The sequence below is a fragment of the Rhizobium leguminosarum genome (genome assembly GCF_019798305.1).
Taxonomy (GTDB): Bacteria; Pseudomonadota; Alphaproteobacteria; order Rhizobiales; family Rhizobiaceae; genus Rhizobium; species Rhizobium leguminosarum_U.
In genome coordinates this window covers 93,083-113,730 of the sequence record NZ_JAAXDD010000003.1, presented here as the reverse complement: position 1 = coordinate 113,730, position 20,648 = coordinate 93,083, and the positions used below count along the sequence as shown (strand labels likewise).

General features: G+C 62.4%; 17 protein-coding genes and 1 pseudogene. 14 read left to right on the top strand and 4 right to left on the bottom strand.

All coding sequences use genetic code 11. The features are described from left to right. The first annotated feature begins 65 nt into the window (after nucleotides 1-65). From HFO99_RS06475 to HFO99_RS06460, 4 genes are all read left to right on the top strand, one after another. Complete coding sequence (locus HFO99_RS06475; RefSeq protein WP_003553391.1) at nucleotides 66-209, top strand: hypothetical protein; 144 nt, start codon at nucleotides 66-68, stop codon at nucleotides 207-209. 13 nt (nucleotides 210-222) lie between these two features. After that, the gene (locus tag HFO99_RS06470) at nucleotides 223-1,485 is read left to right on the top strand and encodes a YcaO-like family protein (protein ID WP_222360037.1); all 1,263 of its coding nucleotides are present in this window, start codon (nucleotides 223-225) and stop codon (nucleotides 1,483-1,485) included. After that, nucleotides 1,482-2,225, top strand: coding sequence for a TfuA-like protein (locus HFO99_RS06465; RefSeq protein ID WP_222360035.1), 744 nt, complete (start codon nucleotides 1,482-1,484; stop codon nucleotides 2,223-2,225). Before HFO99_RS06470 ends, HFO99_RS06465 begins: the two co-directional genes overlap by 4 nt. Nucleotides 2,226-2,291: 66 nt before the next feature. Next, a complete protein-coding gene (locus HFO99_RS06460) occupies nucleotides 2,292-2,558 on the top strand; it encodes a hypothetical protein (protein ID WP_017968524.1) in 267 nt (88 codons plus the stop codon). A 62-nt stretch (nucleotides 2,559-2,620) separates the two neighbouring features. Here HFO99_RS06460 and HFO99_RS06455 read toward each other — a convergent pair whose 3' ends face one another. From HFO99_RS06455 to HFO99_RS06445, 3 genes are all read right to left on the bottom strand, one after another. Next, on the bottom strand, nucleotides 2,621-3,025 hold the full coding sequence (locus tag HFO99_RS06455; RefSeq protein WP_018071616.1) for a helix-turn-helix domain-containing protein: 405 nt from the start codon (nucleotides 3,023-3,025) through the stop codon (nucleotides 2,621-2,623). A 205-nt stretch (nucleotides 3,026-3,230) separates the two neighbouring features. Further along, the gene (locus HFO99_RS06450; RefSeq protein WP_222360033.1) at nucleotides 3,231-4,067 is read right to left on the bottom strand and encodes an amidohydrolase family protein; all 837 of its coding nucleotides are present in this window, start codon (nucleotides 4,065-4,067) and stop codon (nucleotides 3,231-3,233) included. A 77-nt stretch (nucleotides 4,068-4,144) separates the two neighbouring features. After that, nucleotides 4,145-4,930, bottom strand: coding sequence for an IclR family transcriptional regulator (locus HFO99_RS06445; protein ID WP_222360031.1), 786 nt, complete (start codon nucleotides 4,928-4,930; stop codon nucleotides 4,145-4,147). Between the two features lie 441 nt (nucleotides 4,931-5,371). On the opposite strand from HFO99_RS06445, the gene HFO99_RS06440 reads away from it, so the two are divergent. From HFO99_RS06440 to HFO99_RS33335, 5 genes and pseudogenes are all read left to right on the top strand, one after another. Next, nucleotides 5,372-6,106: an SDR family oxidoreductase gene (locus tag HFO99_RS06440; RefSeq protein ID WP_130680108.1), complete on the top strand. Its 735-nt coding sequence runs from the start codon at nucleotides 5,372-5,374 to the stop codon at nucleotides 6,104-6,106. Nucleotides 6,107-6,215: 109 nt separating this feature from the next. Then, on the top strand, nucleotides 6,216-7,493 hold the full coding sequence (locus HFO99_RS06435) for an L-fuconate dehydratase (protein WP_222360029.1): 1,278 nt from the start codon (nucleotides 6,216-6,218) through the stop codon (nucleotides 7,491-7,493). 224 nt (nucleotides 7,494-7,717) lie between these two features. Next, nucleotides 7,718-10,297: a caspase family protein gene (locus tag HFO99_RS06430; RefSeq protein WP_222360027.1), complete on the top strand. Its 2,580-nt coding sequence runs from the start codon at nucleotides 7,718-7,720 to the stop codon at nucleotides 10,295-10,297. Between the two features lie 24 nt (nucleotides 10,298-10,321). After that, nucleotides 10,322-10,642, top strand: a complete 321-nt coding sequence (locus HFO99_RS06425; RefSeq protein WP_222360025.1) for a hypothetical protein — start codon at nucleotides 10,322-10,324, stop codon at nucleotides 10,640-10,642. 87 nt (nucleotides 10,643-10,729) lie between these two features. Then, nucleotides 10,730-11,111: pseudogene (locus HFO99_RS33335) on the top strand (hypothetical protein); the annotation flags it as partial. A gap of 249 nt (nucleotides 11,112-11,360) precedes the next feature. On the opposite strand, the gene HFO99_RS06415 reads toward HFO99_RS33335, so the two are convergent. Continuing rightward, nucleotides 11,361-12,968 carry a hypothetical protein gene (locus HFO99_RS06415; protein ID WP_222333861.1) on the bottom strand — a complete coding sequence of 536 codons (1,608 nt, stop codon included), beginning with the start codon at nucleotides 12,966-12,968 and terminating at the stop codon, nucleotides 11,361-11,363. Between the two features lie 258 nt (nucleotides 12,969-13,226). Here HFO99_RS06415 and HFO99_RS06410 point away from each other — a divergent pair, with 258 nt between their 5' ends. The 5 genes from HFO99_RS06410 (at nucleotide 13,227) to HFO99_RS06390 (ending at nucleotide 20,640) form a co-directional block, all read left to right on the top strand. Continuing rightward, nucleotides 13,227-13,817 carry a hypothetical protein gene (locus tag HFO99_RS06410; RefSeq protein WP_222360021.1) on the top strand — a complete coding sequence of 197 codons (591 nt, stop codon included), beginning with the start codon at nucleotides 13,227-13,229 and terminating at the stop codon, nucleotides 13,815-13,817. Between the two features lie 134 nt (nucleotides 13,818-13,951). Then, nucleotides 13,952-14,329, top strand: coding sequence for a hypothetical protein (locus HFO99_RS06405; RefSeq protein ID WP_222360019.1), 378 nt, complete (start codon nucleotides 13,952-13,954; stop codon nucleotides 14,327-14,329). A gap of 211 nt (nucleotides 14,330-14,540) precedes the next feature. Then, nucleotides 14,541-16,490 (top strand): DUF4384 domain-containing protein, encoded by a 1,950-nt coding sequence (locus HFO99_RS06400; protein ID WP_222360017.1) that lies wholly within the window; start codon nucleotides 14,541-14,543, stop codon nucleotides 16,488-16,490. Between the two features lie 23 nt (nucleotides 16,491-16,513). After that, entirely contained in the window at nucleotides 16,514-18,127 is a 1,614-nt protein-coding gene (locus HFO99_RS06395; protein ID WP_222360014.1) for a caspase family protein, read from the top strand. Continuing rightward, nucleotides 18,124-20,640, top strand: a complete 2,517-nt coding sequence (locus HFO99_RS06390) for a trypsin-like serine protease (protein ID WP_222360012.1) — start codon at nucleotides 18,124-18,126, stop codon at nucleotides 20,638-20,640. Before HFO99_RS06395 ends, HFO99_RS06390 begins: the two co-directional genes overlap by 4 nt. Nucleotides 20,641-20,648: the final 8 nt, after the last annotated feature.

Here is a 20,648-nt window from a genome sequence, read left to right as displayed (position 1 = left end):
GAGGCAATGTTTCTTTCCGATGGTTAACGGCAGCAAGGCGCTGCCCAACCAATCGGAGATGGAACATGAAGACGAATGCTGAAACCACTGCAGCTCAGACACAGTCGCTGCGCTTTTCTGCTGCCGCCAGGGCAGCCCTGAAGCAGGACGAACTCAACGTTTCCGCCAATGCGCTCGAGAGCCTGACGCATGCGCTGAGGTTCCGCTAAGGAACAGATCGGTATGTCCGTTTTCACCGACCTTGAAACGCTTGCCGGTGACCTTAAACGATCATCGGCCGGCGTCAGCGATTATCATGACCGCGCGGTCACGCCGGCTCAGACCCTCGCGGCCATCAGGCCGCATCTGCGCGAATTCGGCATCACGCGCGTCGGTCTGCTGACAGCACTCGACGTCTTGAACATCCCCGTCGCCTTCGCAACGAGGCCGAACAGCCATACGCTCTCGGTGTTTCAGGGCAAGGGTATCGACAATGATGCCGCCATGACCTCGGCGGCGATGGAAGCGATCGAGACGCGGATCGCTGAAATTGCCCCCACCGACCTGACGCAGGCGACGATCGACAGCATGCGGGCGGAGCATGCGGCGATGATCGATCTCGACAATGTCGCACGCTGCGCGCCCGACGAGATCGGCAGCAAGCCTATTCCCTGGTGCACGGGGCTCGACATCCTTTCAGGCAGCAGCGTCTTCGTGCCCTGGTGGCTCGTCGGACTCGACCATCGCGGCGAGAGGCCGGCGGGCTTCGAGCAGTCGAGCGATGGGCTTGCCTCCGGCAACACGCCGTCCGAGGCGGTGCTGCATGGGCTTTGCGAGCTGGTGGAGCGCGACGCCTGGGCCTTGACCCAGCTGAAGTCGCCTGAACGGCTGAAGGAGAGCCGCGTCGATCCCGCCTCCTTCGGCGATGCGGTCATCGACGTCATGACCGACCGGATCAAGCGCGCCGGCATGAAACTGCTGCTGCTCGACATGACGACGGATATCGGCGTTCCCGCTTTTCTGGCCGTTATCATGCCAGGCAATCTTTCCGACCGTGTCGACGCGCGCTGGTCGCATGTCTGCGGGGGCTGCGGCTGCCACCCCGACCCCGTGCGCGCCGCGCTACGCGCCATCACCGAAGCGGCGCAGAGCCGGCTGACCGCGATTGCCGGCAGCCGCGACGATTTCTCGCCGCGCATCTATCAGCGGCTCGACAGGAGCGAGGCGATGCAGCAGGTGGTCGAACTTTGCGAGGGCGATGGCCGGATGCGCTCATTCCAGGTGCGCCATCGCCGCCCGGCGACGATCCAGGAATCCGTGAGCCATATTGCCGATCGTCTGGCGGCGACCGGCATCGAGCAGATCGTCGTCGTGCCGTTTCCGCATCGAGCCCTGCCGATCTCCGTCGTCAGAGTGATTGTGCCGGGACTGGAGGTCGATATCTCAGGCCAATACATCCAGCTCGGCATGCGCGCGGTCAACACCATAAGAGGAGCCGAATCATGAAGGTGCTGTTCGTCGGCCCGAGCCTTGGCAGTGATCTGGCCGCGGCAAGAGCCATGTCTCCTTGCATCGATTTCCGGCCGCCGGCCGCCGCCGGCGACATCCTGAAGGCCGTTCAGGACGGCGCCACTGCGATCGGCCTAGTCGACGGCTATTTCGGCGATCTGCCTTCGGTCTGGCACAAGGAAATACTGTACGCACTCGAACATGATGTCGCCGTTGCCGGCGGGGCCAGCATGGGGGCGCTCAGGGCAGCCGAATGCGCCCCCTTCGGCATGGTCGGGCTCGGCTCGATCTTCGAAGATTACGAGTCCGGACGGTTGCTCGACGATGAGGCCGTCGCGCTGGTGCATGCGCCGCAGGAGCTCGGCTGGCTGCCGCTTTCCGTTCCCTGGGTCGATTTCGAGCCGACGATCGATGCGCTTTACGCCAGCGGCGAGATTACGCCCGGCGAGCGCAAGAAGCTGCTGCTGGCCGGCCGGTTTCTGCATTTCTCCGAACGCACCTATGCGAAGGTGGCCGACGAGTGCCATTTCCGCAAGCCGCGCCGCGAACATATCCTCGCCGCCATCCGCGGCAGCCGCGTCGAGCGCAAGCGCAACGACGCGCGACTGGTGTTGGACTGGCTGCGCCGGGATAAATTCCTCCCCGTCAACCGTGACTGGCGCTTTGCCGCGACCTCACATTGGGAGCTCTTGCATGCCGAAGTCACGCGCAATTCGGTTCCTGTAACGCTTGAATAACGGTCGCGGCGGAAAGATGCAGCACAGTTGGAATCGTAGGGTTCCACGACCAAAGAGGCGGGAACGATGTTTGATCAACACAACGAGGGTACCGGCAGCGAATACGCAAGGATCTTCCGGCTGCTGTCGGCAGCCAAGGAGGAGGCTGAAAAGCTGCGGCTGCGTAATCTGATGCACCTGACGAACATGGCGCTGCTGCAGGTCGTCATCGATTGGGACGGCATAGATCCCGACAGGGAGCTTGACGTCAATCTCGAGAAACTGCTCGGCAGCAAAGCCAAGATCGCAATGAAGGATGCCAGCGAGAATCTAATCCTGATCGATCGCCATTGAGCGCGATCGATTGTTATTGATCCTCGTGCCTAGTGCGGTCCGTTGGGATCGCGTGAAGGACCCTATTCAGCCGCTTCAGAGTCCAACTGTTCAGTGTGGGCAATCGCCTGGACGAGCTTCAGGATTTTCTTGCGAAGCGCTTCGTTCTTGATCGAAAAGAACGCCGCATTGAGAAGCACGCCTTCGCGCGAAATAACGAATTCCTCGCTCGGAGCGGGGTTGTCGTTGGCCGTATCAGGTGTCGACATGTCGTCGAAAAATGTCCTGACGTCGACCTTCAGCGCGCCGGCGATTTCGACCAGCATGCTGGCGGAAACGCGGTTGGAACCCTTTTCGTATTTCTGGATCTGCTGGAACGTTACGCCGACACGATCGCCCAGTTCCGTCTGAGAAACTTTCCTCAACAGACGCTGGATACGGATCGTCTTTCCGACGTGAACATCGACGGAATGCGGTGCTTCTTTCATCTCATTTTTCCCTTCTGAAGGCAGCGGACAAGGGGGTATTCGCCATATCCGTGTCAACAACTTTTAGCCGAGATAAATAAGGCTAGCAATTGCTTGCATGTAGATAGCGTTAAGGCAGAATATCGCACCTTTTTTGTCCGGGAATGGTACAAAAAAACATGCCGAAATGGCACGTCGACGAGATCGGTTGCTTCATTTTGTGACGTCAGAGCGACCAGAGGCGTTGTGCGTTGGCGAAAAGCAACTTGGAACGCTCCGCCTCGCTCACGCCCGAAAGCATCGCATGGGTCGCCGCGACCCATGTCGAGAGGCCGCCGCCGAGCGTGCAAACCGGCCAGTCGCTGCCCCAGACGGCGCGGTCCCAGCCGAAGCTGGCGATCACATGTTCGATATAGGGCCGCAGCGTTTGCGCCGCCCATGTCTTCGCATCGGCATAGGCGACGACGCCGGAGACCTTGCAGACGACGTTCGGCCGCCGGGCAATCTCTGATATGCCCGCCTTCCATGGCTGGAAGGCGTCCGAGCGGATATCCGGTACGCCGCAATGGTCGAGCACGAACTGCACGTCGGGCGCAAGATCGACGAGGGCGGTCACACGGCCCGCCTGATGCGGCAATGTGCAAAGGTCGAAGGTCAGGCCGCTGCCGCTGACGCGCCTGATATTTTCACGGAACAGGGCGCCTTCGGAGACATCATCGGGCACGACATGCAGCACGCGGCGGAACCCCTTGACGAAGGGATCGGCCTTTTGCCGCTCGAGATAGGCGGCAAAGCCGTCCTCTTCCGGTCGGCAGGAGACAATGGCACCGGCAATCAGACTGGCTTCCTTCTTAGAGATGTTGGCGACGTGGTCAGTCTCGGCCTGCATCGCGGCGGGATCGACGTCGACCTCCATGTGCAGCGCCGTGGTGATGCCACAGCGCCGAGCCTCAGTCGCATAGGTTTCGTAAAGGAAATCATGATCGAGATCAGGCGCGCCGGTGAGCCAGGGATAGGGCAGGGCCGACCGGTCGATGATGTGCAGATGGGTGTCGATGAACACGCTCTTCTCCTCCCAGAGTGGTTTTGCGGCAAACCTATTCCTGGTGAATGGATTGTTCAAATAAAAATTCTCAGGCTTCAGGCGGGGTTGACGACATCGGCGCCGGCAAGCAGCGAAAGCTGGGCGGCGGTCTTCTGCACCAGTGTGATCGCCTGCGTGATATCGGGAGCGGACGGCGCATTGACGAGCGCGATAAAGGGGCAGGTGAGGGCGGCGATGCAGCGGCGGTCCGGTCCAAGAACGGGAGCGGAAAGATTGTAGACGCCTGATGTCTGGGCGCTCGCCATCATCTCGTAGCCGCGCTCGCGGATCTGGTGGAGACGATCGTAGAATTCGGGCCCGAGTTCGATCTCCGAGCGGCTACGCACATGTTCCGAGATCATCATTTCCCGCTCCTCCTCGCTGCGGAAGGCAAGCAGCACATGTCCCGAGCCGGTGTCGAAGAGGCTGATATGGGCGCCGATGCGGATCGAGAATCCCCAATAGTCCGGCGCCTCCTGCTGGGCGATGACGACGGCAGCGCCACGATCGAAGACGGCAAGATGATTGGCCTGGCGCGTGCGCTGGGCGAGATCGCGCATCAGCGGCGTGGCATAGGAGGCGAGCCGGCGCACCGGCGCGTGCAGTTGGGCAAGACCGAAGAGCTTCAGTGTCAGCGAATAGCGGTCGCCATCCAGCCGGGTGACGTAACCGCGGCGCACCAGCCGGTCGAGCATGCGGTAGAATTCGTTGGGGCTGCGGTCGAGCCGTTTGGCGATTTCGGCCTGGGTGAGGCCACTGTCGACGCCGGCGAGCAATTCCAGGATATCGAGGCCCTTGTCGAGGGCAGGAGCGCGGTAGCGGTCGGACTCGTCGGTCTCCATTCCTTCCTCCTGTGAATATCATTCTGCATATACGCAGAACCGCAGCCGGAAAAGGAAAACTTCGCACTTGACCCTTGGCCAATCGTCTGTTTGTCTATAAACAGACAACTCATCACTGAAAAGGTCGATCGAAAACGAGCGGCTGAGGTATCGAAGGCGCCCGAGCGGCAGGATCATAAGCAAGCCGGGGACAGGGAGGAAGACCGTGCAGCGCATGGGAATGGTCATCGGCCCTGCCGCCGGCGGAGATCGCCGAAAAAGCAGCCAATCGGGTGAATCTCCCGCTGATCTGCCTGTGCAACGGCGCCAACTCCTCCATTTAACGCAGAGAGCCGTGCACCTGCCGAAGCAGACCGGAGTGCTCCATCACGACCGAGCTTCGCCAAGACATCAGCCGCACTCCATCGTCGAGCGTAGACAATTCCAGAAAAGGCCCGTGACATGACAAACAGACTTTCCGGCAAGACCGTTCTCATCACCGCCGCCGGTCAGGGCATCGGCCGGGCGACGGCGGCAGCCTTTGCCGCGATCGGCGCCAAGGTTCACGCGACTGACATCAACACCGAGGCGCTGGCGACGCTTGCCGCTGAGACCGGCGTTTCCACTCATAAGCTGAACGTGCTCGAAGAGGATGCGGTCAAGGCCCTCGTCGCCGAGATCGGCACTGTTGACGTGCTGTTCAACTGCGCCGGCTTCGTCCATGCCGGCTCGATCCTCGAGATGAAGGATTCCGATCTCGAATTCGCCTTCGACCTCAACGTCAAGGCGATGATCCGTACCATCCGGGCCGTGCTGCCGGGCATGATCGAACGCAAGGACGGAGCGATCATCAACATGGCCTCCGTCGCCTCCAGCATCAAGGGCGTGCCGAACCGCTTCGCCTACGGTGTCACCAAGGCGGCGGTGATCGGGCTCACCAAAGCCGTCGCCGCCGATTATGTCGGTCAGGGTATCCGCTGCAACGCCATCTGCCCCGGCACGGTGGAAAGCCCGTCGCTGCAGGACCGCATGCGCGCGCAGGGCGATTACGACGCGGCGCGCGCCGCCTTCATCGCCCGCCAGCCGATGGGCCGGCTCGGCTCGCCGGAAGAGATCGCCGACCTCGCCGTTTATCTCGCCGGCGCGACCTACACGTCGGGCCAGGCGATCGCCATCGACGGCGGCTGGACGATCTGATTTCAGCTGATGCAGCCGGCCCGGCAGTCTTGCCGGCCGGCCCGGCCATTGCAATCGGCTCTATATAATCGGCCCATATCATCGGCCCATATCATCGGGAGGAACAACCATGACCCGCATCACCGACCTTCGTGTCTTCGATCTCCGCTTTCCCACCTCGCAAAGCCTGGATGGATCCGATGCGATGAATCCCGATCCGGACTATTCGGCCGCCTACGTCATTCTCGATACGGATGCGCCTGATCTTGCCGGCCACGGCCTGACCTTCACCATCGGCCGCGGCAACGACATTTGCTGCATGGCGATCGAGGCGATGCGCCACCTCATCGTCGGCGCCGACCTTGCCGAGGTTCTCGCCCATCCCGGCACCTTCTGGCGCCATCTGACCAGCGATAGCCAGCTGCGCTGGATCGGCCCGGAAAAGGGCGCCATTCACCTCGCGACCGGCTCGGTCGTCAATGCCGTCTGGGATCTGCTCGCCAAGCAGGCCGGCAAGCCCGTCTGGCGGCTCGTCGCCGAGATGTCGCCGGAAGAAATCGCCGATATCGTCGATTACCGCTATCTCACCGACGTGCTGACGCGCGTCGAGGCGGTCGAGATCCTGAAGCGCGCCGAGGCGGGCAAGGCGGAACGCATCGCCATCCTCGAAAAAGAGGGCTACGCCTGCTACACGACCTCGGCCGGCTGGCTCGGCTACGGCGACGAAAAGCTGCGCCGCCTCTGCCAGGAAGCGATCGACGCCGGCTTCAACCATATCAAGATGAAGGTCGGCCGCGATCTCGAAGACGATATCCGCCGTCTGAGGATCGCCCGCGAGGTGATCGGTCCCGATCGTTACCTGATGATCGACGCCAACCAGGTATGGGACGTCGGCCAGGCGATCGACTGGGTGAAGGCGCTCTCCTTCGCCAAGCCCTTCTTCATCGAGGAACCCACAAGCCCCGATGATGTCGCCGGCCACCGCAAGATCCGCCAGGCGATCGCTCCGGTGAAGGTCGCGACCGGCGAGATGTGCCAGAACCGCATCATGTTCAAGCAGTTCATCGCCGAGGGCGCAATCGACATCGTGCAGATCGATTCCTGCCGCATGGGCGGGCTGAACGAAGTTCTCTCCGTGCTGCTGATTGCCGCCAAGTTCGGGCTGCCGGTCTGGCCGCATGCCGGCGGCGTCGGCCTCTGTGAATATGTGCAGCATCTGTCGATGATCGATTACGTCGCGGTGTCGGGGACCAAGGAAGGCCGCGTCATCGAATATGTCGATCATCTGCACGAACACTTCCTCGACCCCTGCCTGATCGAGAACGCCGCCTACATGCCGCCCACCCTGCCGGGCTTCTCCATCGAGATGAAACCGGCCTCGATCGGCAACTATACGTTTCGAGGCTAAGGAAACTTCGCCGGCCGCATGTTAAATTCTTGATTTCGACGGTCTTTCTTGTCGACGACGGGCCTCCAATCTGACGGGGCTGCTCCAATTGACTTGGAGGCGGCGAAGCTTGCTTTTTAGAGCGCCGAGGAATAGTTTTGAACTGTGAATGCGGAGGGGGCCCAGCACCAGCAGGCCAGCAAATTTTATTGAACTCTGGACAATAGAATGTTTGCGATCGAGCCATGCCCAAGTTTCACCACATCAACAGACTGTGCGCTTATCTGCTGATCGTCGCGGCAATGCTGCTGTCGATCGGCACGGCATTTGCCGCCATTACAGAAGAGAGCGGACGCCGCGTCGCTCTCGTCATCGGCAACTCGGTCTATAAGACGCTGCCCTCGCTTCCCAATCCTGCCAATGATGTCGAAGAGGTCGCCACCACGTTGCGCGCCGCCGGTTTCGACGTGACGATCGGCGTCAATGTCGACCGTATCGGGCTCGAAGATACGGTTCGCCGCTTCCTGCGTTCGACCAGCAATGCCGAGGCCGGCCTGATCTATTATTCGGGCCACGGCATCCAGGTGGGCGGTCAGAATTTCCTTGTACCGGTCGATGCGACACTGGAGACGCCCTATGACGTCGAGACGCAGACCATGCCGCTCGACCTCATCCTGAACCATCTCAAGCAGAATTCGCGGGTGCAACTGATCTTCCTCGACGCCTGCCGCAACAATCCCTTCAACGCCCAGAAGTTCTGGATGGCGGAAAAACTGGAACCCGTCGGCAGCACACGCGGACTCGCACGTATCGATAGCGACCTCGGCACTCTGATCGCCTTTTCCACAGAACCGGGTCAGGTGGCGCTCGATGGCACCGGAGCGCTCAGCCCCTATTCCGAATCCTTCATCAAGCGGGCGAGCGAACCCAACAAGGAAATCCGCCAGGTCCTCACCGACGTGCGCCGTGATGTGATCGCCATGACCAACGGCAAGCAGGTCCCCTGGGAAAATTCCTCGCTGATGGACAGTTTCTATTTCATTCCGGCGCCGCCGCCGCCGAGCGTCGAATCGATGCAGCAGGTGAGCGTGCCGGAGGGTGCGGCCGCGACCAGATTGCCGATCGCCCCGCCGCATGACGAGACCGGCTCGGCGCTGCTCGTCACCCTCAACCAGCTTCCCAAGACCGGCAAGCTCAGCTTCGACGGCAAGCCGGTCGAGCAGGGCGCGAAGATGCCTGCCGCGGCACTGACGGCACTGACCTATGATTCTTCAGGTGTTACCGCCGGAACCGTCGGCCTGATCGGCTATACCGTCAGCGACCCTTATGGCCAGGCGACGCAAGGTGTCGTCGCGATCACCGTCTCGGCGGATGCCGGCGCCAAGCTCGCCCAGCTCGCCCAGGAAAAGCAGGTGCGGTTGGCCGATGCCGACGCGTATCTGAAGACCCTGCCGCGTGACGTGAGCACCACGATCGGCGTCGGCCCTGTTGAAGCCAGCCTGCCGGTCGTGCCGGCATCGGTTGCGGAGATGACCTTCAAGGTCGCAGCCCTGCCCGACAAGGGCACGCTGCGGGCCGGAGACCGGGTGATCGGGCTCGGTCACGTGCTCGAAGCAGCCGATATTCCGGCCCTTTCCTACGAGCCGCAGATCGGCAGCGAAAACCAGCCTTTCGCCCTGACGCTGCAGGCTGCCAATGACGACCTGCCGCCGGCGACCGTCACTTTCAAGCCGGTGCTCGACGCCTGCGACACATCAGCCGCAGCCCCCCTCGACCTGCAGGGCGTGACATCGGGCAAACTGCCGAACGAGATCGATCCGGACATAGCGCTGCCCGCCTGCACGGAGGCTATGAAGGCCTATCCCGAAGTCGCGCGCTTCGTCTATCAACTGGGCCGCGCCCAGCTGGCCAACCGCGACGCTAAGACGGCTTTTGCGACGATCAAGAAGGCGATGGATGCCGGACATGTCCGGGCGATCCATCATCTTTCGACCATGTACGAAATTGGTGCCTCAGTGCCTCGCAATGTCGATAAAGCTGCAGAAATCGTTCAAGCAGCCGCCAAGAAAGGCGACCCTTACGCACTGCACAGCTTCGGGAACGATCTGTATTACGGGCGGGGCGTCAAAGCAGACCAGCAGCAAGGATTGCGCATGATGCTGCAGGCTGCCGATCTCGGCCATACCTACGCAATGAACGCTCTCGGCTATATCTTTCTTAATGGCGTCAAAGTTCCGGCCGATCCGGAGCGCGGCATTCGCTTTTACGAGGCCGGAGTCGAACGCAACGACATCTATTCCCAGAACAATCTAGCGCTGGTCTATCGCTTTGGTAAGGGCGCGCCGCAGGATCTTTCTAAAGCTCTAGACCTATTCACGCGGGCAGCAGAAGGTGGTCAGCCCTACGCTCCGACAAACCTCGGACGCATGTACCGCGACGGTGTCGGCGTTGCCGAGGACAAGGCGGAAGCGGTGAAATGGCTGGAGATAGGCGCAGAACGCGGCGACTATTGGGGTGCTCTCGACCGCGCCAAGCTGGCCAAAGATGAGGGCGTCGACCCCGACAGCCTTGCGATCGCTGCACACTATTTTGCGCTGGCGATGGCGGTAAACAGGCCTGGTAGCGGTGATCCGAAAAATCAGGCGTTGGCGGAACTCAAGGCGCTGCCTGACGTTGCAAAGAAAAAAGCGGAAGGAATTTTCTCAGCCGAGCTGACCGCTCAGGAACAAAAGGCGCTTCCGAAAGCCAAATCACTCAACGACAGACTCATCCAGCTCGCCAAGGCGACATGGGCAAAGCGAAATCCGAGGTACGATCTCTTCTGAGACGGCGGCATGGGGGCGCCTTATATGAATAGCAATCAAATCATCCGGGTCCTGTTGTGCTCGACATTCATCGTTGGCTCAGGCGCAATCCTGCAAAGCTGCATCTTCGATCCAGGCGCCAGGACGCTTTTCACCAGCGAAGAGCCGGCAGCCAATAAACAGCCGACAGTAAAACGAACACCCATCGTCAAAAAGGTAGCAGCAAGGAGCAATGAACCGGCTTTTGTCCGTTCTGAAAACGGATCCGGCGGAAATTCCAGTTCTGGCGGCGGCATGGGCGGCGGCGACAATGGTGGCGGTGGCGGTGGCGGCTCTAGCGGCGATGGCGGCGGCAGTTGGCACTAGGACAGATTGTCCGTCGGCGTCCATTTTATCTATATTTTATTGAGAATTCGTCTCTTCGTGGCTCAAGGACTGAGACTCATCCCTCCGATCCTCTGGAGCGTCGCGACGCTGTCCTGCGCGATAATCTACGCCTGGGCGACCATTGTCTCCGGCCTCGCTTTTCTAACCTGACCCATCGCGGCATCACGGCCTATATCTCGAAGAACATCTCCTGGTATCTGTTTGCGACCCCGAGCTTCATCGCCAGGGCCTTGCCGAAGGACTGGCGCGAGCCGGCATGCTGGCGATCGTCAGTCTCGTCTACCTGCTGCGCGCCCGCGCCGAAGAGCGCCTGCTGAGCCGTGATCCCGCCTATCGTGACTATGCCGAGAACGTCGCGGCGCATGGGCTTTTAGCGACGACGAAGCGTCGTCTGGCGCCGAGAGAGGGCGCCACGCGTCTGAAGACCCACGGGATGTGGCGAGGGTGAGTTTGGCGGAAACGCGTCTCCCACTCCGTAATCCTCGGGCTTGACTCGAGGACCCATGCAGCGGCTGCTGGTGGGTGCCGTGTGGATGCTCGGCTCAAGGCCGAGCATGACGGAGGACGAGGTGGGCGGAAGTGGCAAATCATAGCGTGGACACCCACGTCAGGACTGTGGTCCGCATGCCTCAGACAGCGGCGGCCGCTATAATACTTTGAATTATGCAGCAGACAGCCGGCGCGACGCTCCCGCCTCTCACCCATCCAGCCCCTTGAAGCGCACCGGCTGGTAGCCGCGCATCAACAGGCTGCCGAGCGAATAGGTATTGCGGCAGACGCGACCCTTGCAGGCATTCGGCGAGGCCTCCATCACTTCCACCTTGCGGTCGTCGGTGAAGCGCATGAACAACAGCACATGCGAGCCCGGCTTGTTCAGCGCGTCGCCCGGCCGCATCGACCAGGGGTCGGAGAGGCGCTTGGTGATCCCGGGGATAGCGCGCGTCGAAACGTGCATCTTCAGGCCCCAGGCGTCGCTGACGAAACCGGAGCAATCGACGCCGAGGACGTTGGATTGCGGCGCGCTCTTGGTGCAGACATTGCCGGCGGTCTGGCCCTTTTCGACGCCGCCGATGAAATTCTCGAGTGGCGTCTTGCAGCCCCAGCAATAGGGAACACCCTTGACCGTTTGGCCGCGCTTGCCGATCAGATAGATCGGACGGCGCAGCCGGTTCATGTTGACGCAGCCAGGCCCCGGATCCCTGCCGTAAGCAGCCGGCGTCACCAGCCAGTTCAGCGTCTCGAAGCCGATGGCCCGCTCGATGACGTCGCTGCGCGATTTCGGCACGATCGCCACCTTCGGCGCCTTGCCGGGCTTACCGGCATTCAACTGTTTTGCGGGCAGGGCGGCGGCGAGCTTGCCGCCGGGCTCCCGGCCGTCGAGCCGCAGCACCTGCGCCCGGCTTTCCTGCGAGCGCAGATAGAGCACGTCGCCGCGTGGGCCGATCGCCACAAAACGCCTGGAGAACACCGTTCCCGGGTCGATCGGCAGGTCGTAGACCCGGTCCATCGCCCCATTCGGCGTGAAGCGCACCACCAGCATGCCGGTGCGCTCGGGCCGGTCGGCGGGCACGAGTTCGACCAGCGCATAGGGCCTGCCTGTCGTGTCGATGTCGAGAAGTTCGACGGTGCCGATGCGGCCTTCCGAGGCGAGCTGCAGCGAGAGGAAATTCTCCTCCGAGCTGCTGCGCCGCAGCAGGATCTCCGCCTTGTCGTTTGTGGCAGCCGAAACCTCGGCGACAATATCGCCGAGCCCGCGGCTCGGCACGTATTGAATAACCGGCGGGCGGGCCTCGGGCCGGCTGGTGCTGCGGCCGATCTCGTCGATGATGCTGTTCAGCGGACCGGGCGATACCGAGCCCATCGAGGCGAAGACCGAGCGGGTATAGTCGTCGGCATCGCCGCCGTCGACGGCGCGCAGCGTCTGCGACCGGCCGTCGGCATCGGTGGAGCGCTCGAGCGGCACGACACCATCCGACCAGAGGTAGAGTTCGTTGTGGACGACGGCGAGATCCTCCGGCGCCGCATTTTCCGGCAGCGGCAGGATTTCGGGATCGGCCTGCGAGCGTTCGGCGTCGACGGCGAGCACGCGGCCGTTGTTCTGGTCGAGGATGTAAATGGTGCCGTCGTCGCCGACGGTGATCGCCGCCGGCCCGGATGCCTCGACTTCCTCGTTGGAAGAAATGATGCCGACCGAGCGCGCGCCGTCGCCGCCGCGAAGCTCTATAATCGTCGTGTCCTTGGCGAAAACCGGCGAGGCGACCGCAAGTGCCGCGGCAAACAAAATATGCGACCCAAAACTACGCATTGCCTCGACCCCCAGAACAGGATGATTTTAGGCCGATCCGGCCTAAAATCTGAATCCTGTTCTCAATTAAAGCAAGAGCATGATGTCGTCCGAAAACCGCTCGCACTTTTCGGCATCATGCTCTGTGACCGTCAAGTCTTTAAAATGGTAGGATAGTTGTGCCTCGTCAGCAAGCTATTGCTTTCCAAACGATTTGGAGATCTCCGCCGGCGATAGTACAAGATCATCGTCTCGAAGATTTATCGGCAGGAAATGCTTATGCTGGAATGGAACGGTGACGAACTGGCGCTCGATATAAGCTTGCTGGAGCAGGTTCGCGCGGCAAGGATCAACTTCTCCGACCGCGTCTGCGCCGCCTCGGCCAGCAAGGACGACAAGCATCTGGCGCAGCTGCGCTCGGAGCCGACCTATCTGATGGCCGAGTTCCTCTATTCGATGAAGGTCTTCGGCATCAGCACCGCCGAGGATATCGAACGCTTCGCCAACCTGCACAATGATTACGTGGTTTCGCTCACCCGCGATCCGGCCAAGCTGCAGCGTCTGGGGCTCTCGCAGGAACGTGCGCTCGCCTCGATGTTCACTGCCGACACCAAGCCGCGGCTGATCCAGAACTGGGCAGAGAAAGCCGGCGCGATCGACCAGTCCAATCTCGCCCGTTTCCTCGTCGCGGTGATGTCGAGCGAGACCTGCCGCAAGACGTTGATCGATTTCGAGACGGCAGGCTTCATGCAGCGCAAACGCTCGCCCTACGGCACCATGGTCGTCTGGTCGACGGGAATGATCGAGGAGATCTTCGGCGAGATGTTGCGCGACCTGCGCCTCGGCCTGCAGCAATTGAAGATCCTCTGACATCAGTTGCCAGTCGATTTCAACCCTCCCAATCGATTGGCACTGAGCGCCGTTGCCTTCCTTCCGGCCTCTCCCTATTGTCGGGCTGCTTGTCCTATTGCGGCGCGCATCAGGTTGATAACGGATTTGACGACATGACGAAATCCTGGCTCCTAACCTTGTCGATCGGCCTTCTGCTGGCGCTGCAGATACCCGGGCTTGCCTATTCCGGCCCGGCTGAGGACGCGCTTGCGGCGCGAAACCCCTCGCTGGCAGCGCTGCGCCAACAGAACGAGAAGGCCTTTGCTGCGGCGACTGCGATCATCGCCGAACACGAACGCGCCAAGGGGCTGGCGCCCGGCGAGGCGAAGCTGCCCGATGCGACCTCGCCCGGCCGCGACATGGGCTCGGGCCCCGGCAAGGAATTCACGATCGACAATCCGGATATTCTCTGGCTCTACAATTCCTCTCCCGAGGGAATGAGCGACCTGATCTCGATTTTGAAATCAGCCGGGCAAAAACCCAAGAACTAACCGTCACCTCGCAGTCGAACGGGACTATAAAAGGCACCGGATATTGCCGAGCGTGAGTCTTGCTCACGTCTTTGCCTTGGCGGATTCTTCCCGGCTCCAAATAATTTGTAACCCTCCCTCAAGCAAGACAGGCGAAGCCATCCCAATTTCGCCAGTCAGTGCTATTCTCATCTTCAACACAGTGTGAGATGTTCGAAGAGGAGGTTTTTCAATGCCGAACCGTAAAGCCATCCTGGCAGCAGCCACCTTTCTTTCGTTCTTTTCGGTGGTTCCCGCCGTCGAGGCGCAGAACGAACGCACATTGACCGAAGCGCCGGCGCAGACTGGGCCTGTCAGCATCACCTTCGATCGCGCTGAAGCCAAATACGCCATCGGCGAAGTTGTCGGCCTCTTCATCCAGTCGACCGAGAATGCCTATGTTACGGTGCTGAACGTCTCGCCGAACGGCGCGGTCGTGAAGCTTTTCCCGAACAAGTACCAGACGGACGCCCTTGTCGGCGCCGGCAAGCGCGTGCAGGTGCCGGATCCGGCAAGCGGCGCCAAGCTGCAGGTTTCAGGCCCGGTCGGCCAAGAGCAGATCAAAGTATTCTATTCCTCCAAGCCGCTGACCATCTTCGCCGATCTCGGCGGCAGCGGCGGCGGTATGTTCCGCTCGATCGACGGCGGCATGGATGCCGTTTCCCGTAGCCTTGAAGAAGCCCGCAGCCTCGGCACCAAGATCAGCAGCAAGACGCTGATGCTGACGACGGTCGATAGTCCGGCTGCCATCCCGCCCGTCGCAGCCGCCCCCGCAGCGAAACCGGTCGAGCAGGCTGCAAAGCCGCCCGTTGCGCCGAAACCTGCGGCTGCTCCGAAGCCGAAGCCGGTAACGAAACAGGAAGTCGCCAAGAAGCCGGAAACGGTGGTGGAAAAACCGAAGCCGGCTGCCCCGAAAAAGGTCGCGCCGAAGCCTGTCGAGCAGGCAACCCAGCAGCCGCCGAAGAAATACAAGATCGTCACCAATCTGGCGCCCGGCCAGGAGCTTGCCGCCGACGAACTGGAGCTGATCGGTCCGGCCGACACCACCTCATCCACCCGGCCGACCCAATATAAGCAGCCCACGCAGTACAAGCAGCCGAGCCAGTCTTCGCAGACGAAGATGCCGAAACTGCCGATGCCGCAGATCAAGATGCCGCAATTCAAGCTTCCCGGCGGTTTCAGCATCAAGATGCCGCAGCTAAATCTCGGCCGTTCGGCCGAACCTGGCCAGACCGGGGAGGAGATCGTGGTAGCGAACGCCGATACGCCTGTTTGCACCGCCCTTCTCGACAAGCTGAACACCGCCGTCGCCGCCAAGGATATCGGTGCTGCCGCGGCTGAGGCCGATGCGATCGCCGTCAGCGCCGATTGCGGCCAGTTCCAGGTGAATGCCCAGCGCCGCGTCGCGGCCCTCAGGCTTTCAGCAGCCCAGGAGATGATGGCCGCCAACCAGCCGGTCGCCGATTACGAGCCGCTGCTTGTCGCCGCCGACAGCCCGCAGGTTCTCTGGCAGGCCTCCGCCACGCTCGGCGAGATCTATTTCTCCGCACGCCGCTTCGCCGATGCCGCCGCCGATTACCAGCAGGCGATCGAGATCATCAAGAACGAGACCCGCACGCCGAAAGCGCCGTCCGCCGAGACGATCTCCGATCTCATCCAGCGCGCCGCCCAGGCCCGCATCCTTGCCGCCAACCCGACGAGCGACAATCCTGAAGGTAGCTTCGTGCCGGCCGAGAAGGACCACCGCAGCGGCGTGCTCGGCGGCATCTATTCCGAGAATGTGCGCGGCATCGTGCCGGTCTCCATTCCGGTTCCGATCACCTTCGACTTCAACAAGTCGAGCTTCACCTCGATCGGCACCGAAGCAGCCCAGGAATTGCTGGAGGCGCTGAAGGAGCAGAAGCCCGGCCGCATCATCCTCGTTGGCCATACCGACCGGCGCGGCGGTGACGACTACAATCAGAAGCTTTCCGAACGCCGCGCCCAGGCCGTCGCCGACTTCCTGAAGAGCAACGGCCTCGACGCGACAATCGACGCCGAAGGCCGCGGGGCATCCGAACCGGTGGACGTCACGGCAACCGCAAACCTCACCGAAGACGATGTCGATGCGCTGAACCGCCGCGTCGAATGGCGCCGCGAATAGGCCGGGCGAGGGGGAATCTGGCCATGACCGCATTCGTTTCCATGGCCGCAGCACTTGCCCTCCTCACCATGGCGGCCACCGACAGCCTGGCAAAGGTGATCGAGGCGCCCGAGCGTGGTGCAGTCAGGGCCGTGCTGATCGGCATCGACCTCTACCGCAATGTTCCGCCGCTGCACGGCGCCGTCGCCGACGCCGACGACCTTTCGCTTTCGCTGCGCTCGGTCGGCGTCGAGGACATGACGCTCTTGAAGAACGGCGCTGCCGACCGCGAGGGCATTTTTCATGCGATCGAGGCCGTGACGGAACGGGCAGGGCCTGGCGACCTGATCGTGCTCGGCATCGCGGGTCACGGGTCGAGCGAGCCGGAACGCGTCAAGGGTTCCAAACCGAGCGGCCGCGACGAAGTCTATATCCTTGCAGGCTTCGACACCCGGCTGCCGGGATCGCGCGAGCGCATCTTCGGCGACGAATTCAAGACGCTGATCCGCAAGCTCGAGGCCAAGGGCGCCGATGTCGTCTTCATCGCCGATACCTGCCATGCCGGCGGCATGACCCGCGACGTCGATCCGCGCGGCGCCGAGATCACCTGGCGTCAGGCGCCTTCCTATACGATCGAGGAGGACGATCTCGCGCCGATTTCGACGACGGCGGACGCGCTGTCCACCGGCTTCGATTTCAAGCGGCTGACCTTTCTCGCCGCCGTCGACGAAAACACCAAGTCGCCGGAAATATCAATTCCCGGCATTCCGCAGAAACGCGGCGCGCTGAGCTATGCCACCGCCCGCGCCTTCGAAGGGGCCGCGGACCGCAACGGCGACGGCGCCGTCAGCCGCCGTGAACTGTTCGAATATGTGCGCCAGGCGGTCTATCAGTTCACCAACCAGCGACAGAACATCTTTACCGAAAGCGCGCCCGGAACCGATCTCGATCGCGCGGTCGTCTATCATTACGAAGGGGCGGGGGCCCAGGCGGCGGAGAAATCAAAAACTCCGCTGCCCGCCGAGCCCGCGTCGATCAGCGTTGCCGCCCTCGGCTCCGAGCCGGTGCTGCAGGGGATTGTATCAGCCGTCACGTCGTTCAAGCTGACGGAGGGTGCTGATGCCGAACTCGTCTTCGATCCCGAAAAACGCGAGGCGATTGCCGGCGGCGATGTCGTCGCCTCCGGCGTCGGCGCCGGGGATATGCCTTTCGTCGTCGACCGGATGGCCGCGCTCGATGCGCTGAAGCGGCTCTCCGAGACCAACCCGCAGACCGTGCGCGTGACGCCTTCCGACACCGTCCATCGCGAAGGCGAGCGCGTCGGCGTCACGGTTTCGGATCTATCAGCCCGCAAGCTCGTGCTCTTCGACGTCACCGGCAATGGGAGCGTACAGTTCCTCTATCCGAACGAGAAGGAGGTCGATGCCGAGATGTCTCAGACCTTCGATCTCGACCTTTCCGTCGTCGCACCTTTTGGCACGGACCTGCTCGTCGCCGTCACCTCTGAAACCCCGATGCCCGACCTTATTGAATTCCTGAAGCAGAACGACAGGCGCCGCACCGCCGGCAATATCGCCAAGCGCCTCGGCGAATTCCTGCCCGAGGGCGCGCGCCTCGGATTCACGGTCCTCTATACCTCCGCCGGAGCCAAGCTATGAGCACGCCGATCAGCAGGATCCTCAACGTTACGGCCGTCATGCTGCTGCTCGGCTCTCCGGCTCTTGCGCAGCAGGATACCGATTTCGCCGGTGAAGATGGCGGGCGTGTCATCGGCGGCCAGACGGCCAAGAAGGGCGAATGGCCCTGGCAGGTGAAGATCCTCGCGCCCGACCCCGAACAGCGCGGCCGCTTCGGCGGCCATTGCGGCGGCTCGCTGATTTCGCCGCGCTGGATATTGACGGCCGCCCATTGCGTCACCAGCGGCCGCTCCGGCAAGCAGGATCTCTTCGCCCGCGACCTGCTGATCGTCGAGGGCAAGTCGAAGATCGACAAGGTGATCGCGGTCGACGGGCCCGACAAGCCGGGGCTTGCCGTGGAAGAGGTGATCATCCACGAGGATTTCGACCGCAAAGTATTCGCCAACGACATCGCCCTGATCAAGCTGAGCGAGCCCGCCAAGTCGAAGCCGGCGATCCTTGCCTCGGCCTCCGATGACGAAGTGGAGGCCGCAGGCCACCCGGCCGTCGTCACCGGCTGGGGCTACACCAAGGCCGATCACGGCTGGGACGACAAATACCTGCCGACCGAGCTGCAGGAAGTGGAACTGCCGATCGTCCCGCGCGAGGACTGCCGCGCCGCCTACCGCGACAGCTCGATGCGCATGAACCCGATCGACGAGCGCAATGTCTGCGCCGGTTATGCCGAAGGCGGCAAGGATGCCTGCCAGGGCGACAGCGGCGGGCCACTGGTTGCCCAGCGTCCCGACAAGCGCTGGATCCAGCTCGGCATCGTCAGCTGGGGCGCCGGCTGCGCCGAGGCGGAGCACTACGGCGTCTATACTCGTGTTGCCGCCTTCCGCGACTGGATCGCCGCAAAGACCGATGGTGACGTGCCGAATGTTGAAGGGCCCGCTGCCGACGATCAGGTCGCGTCCACCACGACTGGTGGCGGGACGAAGCAGCGGCAGTCCGGGCAGAAACTGGCCAATCTCACCATTACCACCCCGCCCGCCGGCGATACCGCGCCGGCTGCTACGACCGAAACGCCCGCCAGCGATACTCCGCCGGCTGACAAGCCCGTCGCCGACGAACCCGCCGTTCAGCCGCCCGTCGTCCAGACGCCGGTGATCGAAAGCTCGCCCGGCGACCGCGCGCTGTTGATCGGCATCGACGATTACGAGATGCGCGAGGCGAAGCTGACCGGGTCCGCCACCGATGTGAAAGCGATGCAGGTCTTCCTCGTCAAGACGCTTGCCTACCGCCCGGAACAGATCCACACGCTGACCAACCGCAAGGCGAGCCGCGAGGCGATCCTTGCCGAAATCGACGACTGGCTGGTGCGCCAGTCGACGCACGGAAGCCGCGTCTTCCTCTATTTCAGCGGTCAGGGCTCGGAGGAAATGGGGGCGGAGGCGACGACCAGCCCGACGCTGGTTGCAGCCGATGCCAAGCTGGTGCGCGAGGGCGGCAAGGTGACCGTCACCAACCAGATCCGCGAAACCGAAATCGCCGCAAGGCTGAACAGCCTCAAGGACCGCCGCGTCACGCTGCTGATTGATGCCTGCCATGTCGGCCCCGGCAGCCGCAGCGCGGTGGCCGCACCCTCCGGCACCGTGCGTTGCCTCGGCCCGGCGCTGGCAGCGCTCGAACCGCCGAACAAATCTGGCAAGGAAGCGAAATTCTCCTTCGGCGGCGAAAACGCCATGGTCTGGTCGGCCGTCAACGCGGGGCAATGGGCGCTCGTCGACCGCGAGGCCAAGCCGGCGCTCGGCGTCTTCACCCGCCACTTCATCGAAGGCGTCCAGGATGGCGTGGCGCGCGCGGCCGACAAGCCGAATGTCAGCAATGCCGCTTTGCTCGATTATGTCCGGCGCAAATCCGACGAATATTGCCGGACGCATGCCGAGGATTGCCGCTTCACACCGGTGCCACAATTTTATGGCCAGCCGGATGCGCTTGGCCGGGATGTGATCACCGGCGAGCAGGCGAAGACGGCAGTCGCCGCCGTCGAGAACACGCTGAAGAGCGACAACGAGGCGGGCGTCGCCGTCGACGTGCTGCCCGGCACCGCGGTCAGCATCGGCGACAAGGTGGCGATGCGCGTCTCCACCAAGAAGTCCGGTTACCTGATCCTGGTCGATATCGACGCCTCCGGCAAGCTGACGCAGCTTTACCCGAACAAGCGTTCCATGGGCCTGAAACCATCAGCCAAAAGCGGCGACAACCGGCTCGATCCGGCCCGGCCGGTCGTCGTGCCCGATGCGCGCAATCCCTATACCGGCTTCGAATATGTGGTGGAGGGGCCGGCAGGCGTCGGTATGGTCGTTGCCATCCTCAGCGACAAGCCGATCGAAGTGCTCGACCTGCCGGATGTGCCGACGCCGCTCGTCGGCCAGCGCGCCGCCTTCAACTATGTCTACGATCTCGCCCGAAGCCTCAGGATCGTCGGCGACGACGAGACCGGCGCCCAAGGCAAATGGTCGTTCGATTCCAAATTCTATCGCATCCGCTGAACAGGAGC